Genomic DNA, 5328 nt, shown 5'->3' with positions numbered 1-5328 from the left:
GGTGCGGGTCCGGGGTGTCACCCGAAACACCGCCGTAGCCTTGGCCCCGAGTGTCCATGATGAAGTGCGCGTAGCCGGCCTGGGCCCAGCGGGTGTTCTGGTTGACCAGCCCGCGGCCGCCCGAATAGCCGATGTACTCCACCACCACCGGTAGCTGTTCCCCCGCCTCACGCTGCGCGGGCACGTGAAGCCAGCCCTTGATGCGGTCTCCCCCGAAGCCGGAGAAGGAGACGTCAAAGGTGTCGATCACGGAGAGGTAGTTCTCCACGGGCTCGAACACGGCGTCGAGCGGAAGCGACCTGGCCTCGGTGATGGTGCGGTCCCAGAAGGCAGCGAGATCTGCCGGAGGAACCGCGCTTGAGACGTAGTGGCGGAGCTGCTCAAGAGGAAGGTCGAAGAGAGGCATGGGGACATCCTACGTCATGGTTGCGTGCGCCCCGTCACAGGGAACGGCGGCTAAAGGTCGGTGATGGACAGGTTGCGATAGGTGGCTTTGAGAGGTGCCATCTGACGGATTCCGAAGTACCCGCCGCCCAAGGGCCGCGGGCTGGGATCCATCCACTCAAACAGCAGCAATCCGTTGATCGCGAAACTCACCCGGGGGCCGTCTTTGGTGACTTCCATGCGATAGAAGGCGTCGGCGTCCTCAGCGGGAGGAAGCGGGTCGGCTCCCTGCGCCACGAGTTCGAAACCCGCGCTCTTGCGGAGATTGCAGGTCCGGAACGCACGTTCAGATGGGTGCTTATGCCGGAAATAGGAGACGTGGAGGGCGTCGATATCTCCCGAATGGTATTGCGGATAGAAACCGGTACGCGGAGCCAGAGCGGAAGAAAACAGGTCTTCGCCGCCGTGCCCCCGCGCAGCGAAGAACACCATGGCCAGGCCCGGCTCCTCCAAAGGAAGGAACTCCCAGCTGATCCGCACGTGATCGGGCAGCACCTGGGGGCACCACAGCGTCCAGTGCGCGTGGTCGCCGTGCTCTTCGGCGTCAAGGGAACCGGACAGGACCAGAGCACTGCTGCCGTCGGCACCCAAGCCGAGCCCGCCGTCGTCGGGCGCTTCGAAAACCTGTGCAGCAAGCTGGACCGGCCCCTCGGCCACCCAGTCAGCCACATCTGCGGGACCCCGCAGCGGGTTGGAGTGGATCACGCACGCGCCCCCGCGCCGAGCGCCCCCGCGTTGAGCGCCCCCGCCCCACCCGCCCCCGCAGTGAGCGTGGCAGACAAGCCATAGCCGAGGGCCTCCAACTGTTCCGCCACAAAGGCCGCGATCCGCCGGGCCCCTTTCTCGTGGAAATGGGTGTTGTCCTCAAGACCGCCGGCCCAATGCGCGTGCTCACCAGGCGCGAAATGGCAGAAAAGTTCCTTGGATCCGTCCTCGCCCAGTTCCTCGTAAAGCCCGCGCGTCCATTGGTTGAGGTCGATCACGTCAAGGCCGAGCTCCAGGCCAAGCTCCCGGACCACCACGGGGTAGTCCCCCAGGGTTGCTTCGAGCTGACCGCCAGCGAAATGCCGGCGCTCCACGGACGTGCAGAGAATGGGGATTCCGCCCTTGCTGCGGACCTCCGCCACCATGCGCTTGAGGTTTTCGGTGAAGCCGGTGCGGGCGGTGAGGTGTTCACGTTTCTGGTCGTTGTGCCCGAACTGGATCAGGACAACGTCCCCTTGGACGGTCTGGTTGATGAGCTGGTACCAAAGCCCCTCCTCGCGGAACGACTCCGTGGTGGCGCCGCCCTTGGCGTAGTTGTGGACGGCACCCCACCAGTATGTCTCGGGCGCCAAGTGGGCACCCCAACCGCTCATTGGGTACTCGAAGCTGGGGCAGGCAGCCACAGTGGAGTCGCCCGCGAGGAGGATTTTCATCGGTGTCCTTTCATCGAAACCGCGGTGCTTAGCCCTTGACCGAACCGATCAGCATGCCCTTGGCGAAGTGCTTCTGCAGGAAGGGGTAGAAGATCAGGATGGGCAGGGTGGCCACCACGATCACGGCAAACTTAATGCCTTGCTCGGGAGGGATGTAGGAGGGATCCACGTTGCCGGTACCCAGGAGGTCCGAGGCAGCGGTGACCTGGCGCAGGTACATCTGCAGGGTCCACATGTTGTTATCGCTGAGGTAGAGCAGCGGAGACATGAAGTCGTTCCAGATCCCCACCGCGTAAAACAACGCGAACGTGGCCAGCACCGGTTTGGACAAGGGCAACAGGATCCGCCAGAGGATCCCGATTTCCGTGGCACCGTCCATTTTGGCGGACTCTTCCAACTCCTGCGGGAGCTCCTGGAAGAAGTTCTTGATGATGATCAGGCTGAACGGGTTGATGGCCGCAGGCAGGATCAAGGCCCAGTAGGAGTTCAGCAGGCCCAGGTCTTTGACCAGCAGGAACGTGGGGATCATGCCGCCGGAGAAGACCATGGCGAAGACCACCAGGGACATGATCAGCTTCCGGCCCCGCAGGTTCTTCTTCGCCAACGGGTAGGCCATGGTGACGGTCAGGATGAGCTGGATCAACGTGCCCACCAGCGTGACCAGCACCGTGGTGATCAGTGCCCTGGTGAAGGCGGGGGTGGAGAAAATGTACTCATAGGCGCCAAGGGTGAACTGCTCCGGCCAGACGAAGAACGCCCGCCGGGTGATCTCGGCTTCGTTGGCGAAGGAGCCGGCAATCACGTAGACGAACGGCAGCAGGGTGATGATGCCCACCAGGCTCAGGAAGACGTAGTTCGCGGCGTCAAAGACCCGCCCGCCCCGGGTGTTGTGAATCTTCATTAGAACAGTCCGCTCTGGTTGAACCGCTTGGACAGCCAGTTGGTGCCAAAGATCAGCACGATTCCCACCAGGGACTTGAAGAGCCCGACGGCGGTGCTGTAGCTGTAGGCGCCTTGGGTAATGCCCACGAAGTACACGTAGGTATCAAAGACGTCTGCCACGCTGCGGTTGAGTGCGTTGGTCATGAGGTAGATCTGCTCGAAGCCGGTGTTGAGCATCTGCCCGATGGCCAGGATGAGCATGACGATGATGGTGGACCGGATACCGGGCAAGGTGATGTGCCAGACGCGACGGAACCTGCCGGCGCCGTCGATGATCGCTGCCTCGTACTGGTCCTGGTCAACGGTGGCCAGCGCGGCAAGGAAGATGATGGTGCCCCAGCCGGTGTTCTTCCAGATTTCCTGGAGCACGATTAACGGCCGGAACCAGTTGGGATCGGAGAGGATATCCACATTGGTGCCGAACAACCCGTTGACGAACTGGAACAGCGGTCCGATGTCCAGGGCGAAGAGCAGGAAACTCAACGACGCAACAATGGTCCAGGACAGGAAGTGCGGGATGTAGACGAGTGTCTGGACCGTGCGTTTGAGCACCGAAAGACGGACCTCGTTGAGCAGCAGCGCCAGGATGATGGTGAGCGGAAACGCGATGCCCAGGTTCAGGAAAGCCAGGATCAGCGTGTTGCCCAGCAACCGCGGGAAATCGGGGTTGGCAAAGAAGTCCGTGAAGTGGGTGACACCCACCCAGGGGCTGCCGTTGACGCCCAGGAACGGAACGTAGTCCTTGAAGGCGATGGACACGCCATACATGGGCCCGTACCGGAAAATCGCGAAGTACAGGACTCCGGGCAGCAACAGCAGGTACAGCCACTTGTAGTGTGCGAAGTGGACGGCAAACCCGCGCCGCCGCGCCGGGGCGGGCGGCTTGGTGGCCACCCGCTCCGAAGCTTTGGCTTCTACAACCGGGGCAGTCACTTCTTGTTTTCCTGCCAGAGCTTATTGATTTCTTCCTTGACCTTGTCACCGCCGCTGGTGTTCCACAGCTTGATGGCGTCCTTCAGGCCTTGCTCGTCGATCTGGCCTGCCAAGTATTTGATGCGGGCATCGGCCACGATGTTGTCCAACTGCGCGCCCTTGGCAACGTAGGTGGGAGAGACGAAGGCGGCTGCCGGGTTGTACACAGCGCTCTTGAGGTCCTCGGCCATGACGGAGACACGGTCATCGAAGACCTTTTGTTCGTACTCGGAGGCCTGCTTGACGGGGTAGAAGTTGTTGCCCGTGACGTTGGTGCCCAGTTGCGCGAAGCTCTTGATGTCCGTGTTGACCACCTTGCCCTCGGGGGTTTCGGGCTTGATGGTGGCTGCCAGTCCTTCTTCCACGGTGAAGTTCACGCCTTCGATCCCGTTGTTCATCAGGACGGCCACTTCCTTGCTGTTCAGCTTGTCCAGGAAGCCCAGGACGTTCTTGAGGTCAGCCTCGGTCTTGACGCTTGACTTGGGAATGGCCAGGAAGCCGGAGTAGCCGTCGGTGGGGTGGGCGTGGAGCTCGCCGTCAGGCCCTTTGAGGCTGCCGACAAAGCCCACTTTGTTCTCAAAGTCGTTCGGGTTGGCCTGCTTGAAGAGGTTGATCAGCACACTGACGCGGGAGTCGACGTCCACAATGATGCCGCCCTTGCCGTTGAAGAACGGCTCGTTCCACTTGGTGCCGTCGAACGTGGCGAAATCGGGGTTGATGAGTTTCTCGTCCACCATCTTCTTGATGAAGCGGTTGGCTTCGAGGAATTCATCGGTTTCGAAGCTGGGGACCAGTTTGCCGTCCCGCTCGGTCCAGCGGTTGCCGGCGCCGTACCAGGTTTCGATCAGGTCATAGGGGCTGTTGGTTCCCAGGGCGCCCCACTTGGGGATGGTGATGCCATAGGTATCGTTCTGGCCGTTGCCGTCCGGGTCCTGCTCGGTGAACGCCTTGGCTACCTTGTAGAGGTCTTCGGTGGTTTCGGGTGCCTTCAGCCCCAGCTTGTCCATCCAGTCCTGGCGGAACATGACCGCGGCGCGGATCGGGTTGCGGCCACGGTATACGCCGTAGACCTTGCCGTTGACGCTGGCGTTCTGCTGGACCTCCGGGAAAGTGGTCTTCAGGTTCGGGTAGTCGTTCAGCTTGTCTGTGAGGTCCCAGAAGGCGCCCGCTTCGGCGTTCTTCACGAAGCCGGGCGTTTTGCCTTGGACCACCAGGACATGCGGGATCTCAGAGGACGCCAAGGTGATGTTCATCTTGTCTTCGTAGGAGGCGTTGGGCGTCCAGGTGATGTTGACGTCCTTGCCCGTGAGTTCCTCGAGCTTCTTCTGCACCGCGCCATCGGCCGTGGGCGGCTGCGCTTCCAGGAACGGCGCCATGATCTTGACGGAGGAAAGGTCCGACGCCGGCGCTTCGCCACCACAGGCGGTCAGCGCCAGGGCTGCGGAAACTACGACGGCGGCGGCCAACGTGTGTTTTCTACGGATCATTTTCTTACCTGCTCCACTTCATCGGGGTTGGTGTCTTTCGACTCTTGCTTTGACGGCGCACCAGG

Annotated in this window: 6 protein-coding genes; all 6 read right to left on the bottom strand. The window is 61.8% G+C overall.

Translation table 11 applies throughout. From position 1 onward, the window contains the following. On the bottom strand, positions 1 to 406 hold a 406-nt coding region (locus HP499_RS20310; RefSeq protein ID WP_172325943.1), incomplete at its 3' end, for an acetylxylan esterase. Between the two features lie 50 nt (positions 407 to 456). Next, the gene (locus HP499_RS20305; protein WP_172325942.1) at positions 457 to 1149 is read right to left on the bottom strand and encodes a DUF1961 family protein; all 693 of its coding nucleotides are present in this window, start codon (positions 1147 to 1149) and stop codon (positions 457 to 459) included. After that, the gene (locus tag HP499_RS20300) at positions 1146 to 1862 is read right to left on the bottom strand and encodes a rhamnogalacturonan acetylesterase (protein ID WP_172325941.1); all 717 of its coding nucleotides are present in this window, start codon (positions 1860 to 1862) and stop codon (positions 1146 to 1148) included. The genes HP499_RS20305 and HP499_RS20300 overlap by 4 nt, the downstream gene beginning before the upstream one ends. 28 nt (positions 1863 to 1890) lie before the next feature. Further along, a complete protein-coding gene (locus HP499_RS20295) occupies positions 1891 to 2763 on the bottom strand; it encodes a carbohydrate ABC transporter permease (RefSeq protein ID WP_172325940.1) in 873 nt (290 codons plus the stop codon). Then, the gene (locus tag HP499_RS20290; RefSeq protein ID WP_172325939.1) at positions 2763 to 3737 is read right to left on the bottom strand and encodes a sugar ABC transporter permease; all 975 of its coding nucleotides are present in this window, start codon (positions 3735 to 3737) and stop codon (positions 2763 to 2765) included. Before HP499_RS20290 ends, HP499_RS20295 begins: the two co-directional genes overlap by 1 nt. Then, on the bottom strand, positions 3734 to 5263 hold the full coding sequence (locus tag HP499_RS20285; protein ID WP_172325938.1) for an extracellular solute-binding protein: 1530 nt from the start codon (positions 5261 to 5263) through the stop codon (positions 3734 to 3736). The genes HP499_RS20290 and HP499_RS20285 overlap by 4 nt, the downstream gene beginning before the upstream one ends. Between the last annotated feature and the right edge of the window lie 65 nt (positions 5264 to 5328).

This window comes from Paenarthrobacter sp. CM16 (assembly GCF_013179505.1).
In the GTDB taxonomy this organism is placed as follows: domain Bacteria; phylum Actinomycetota; class Actinomycetes; order Actinomycetales; family Micrococcaceae; genus Arthrobacter.
Note: the sequence above shows the minus strand (reverse complement) of the source record. Positions and strands in the feature narration are given on the sequence as shown.

Coding starts and splice junctions, on each gene's coding strand:
- HP499_RS20300 (WP_172325941.1), bottom strand. CDS start 1,862: ATGAAAATCCTCCTCGCGGGCGACTCCACTGTGGCTGCCTGCCCCAGC.
- HP499_RS20285 (WP_172325938.1), bottom strand. CDS start 5,263: ATGATCCGTAGAAAACACACGTTGGCCGCCGCCGTCGTAGTTTCCGCA.
- HP499_RS20295 (WP_172325940.1), bottom strand. CDS start 2,763: ATGAAGATTCACAACACCCGGGGCGGGCGGGTCTTTGACGCCGCGAAC.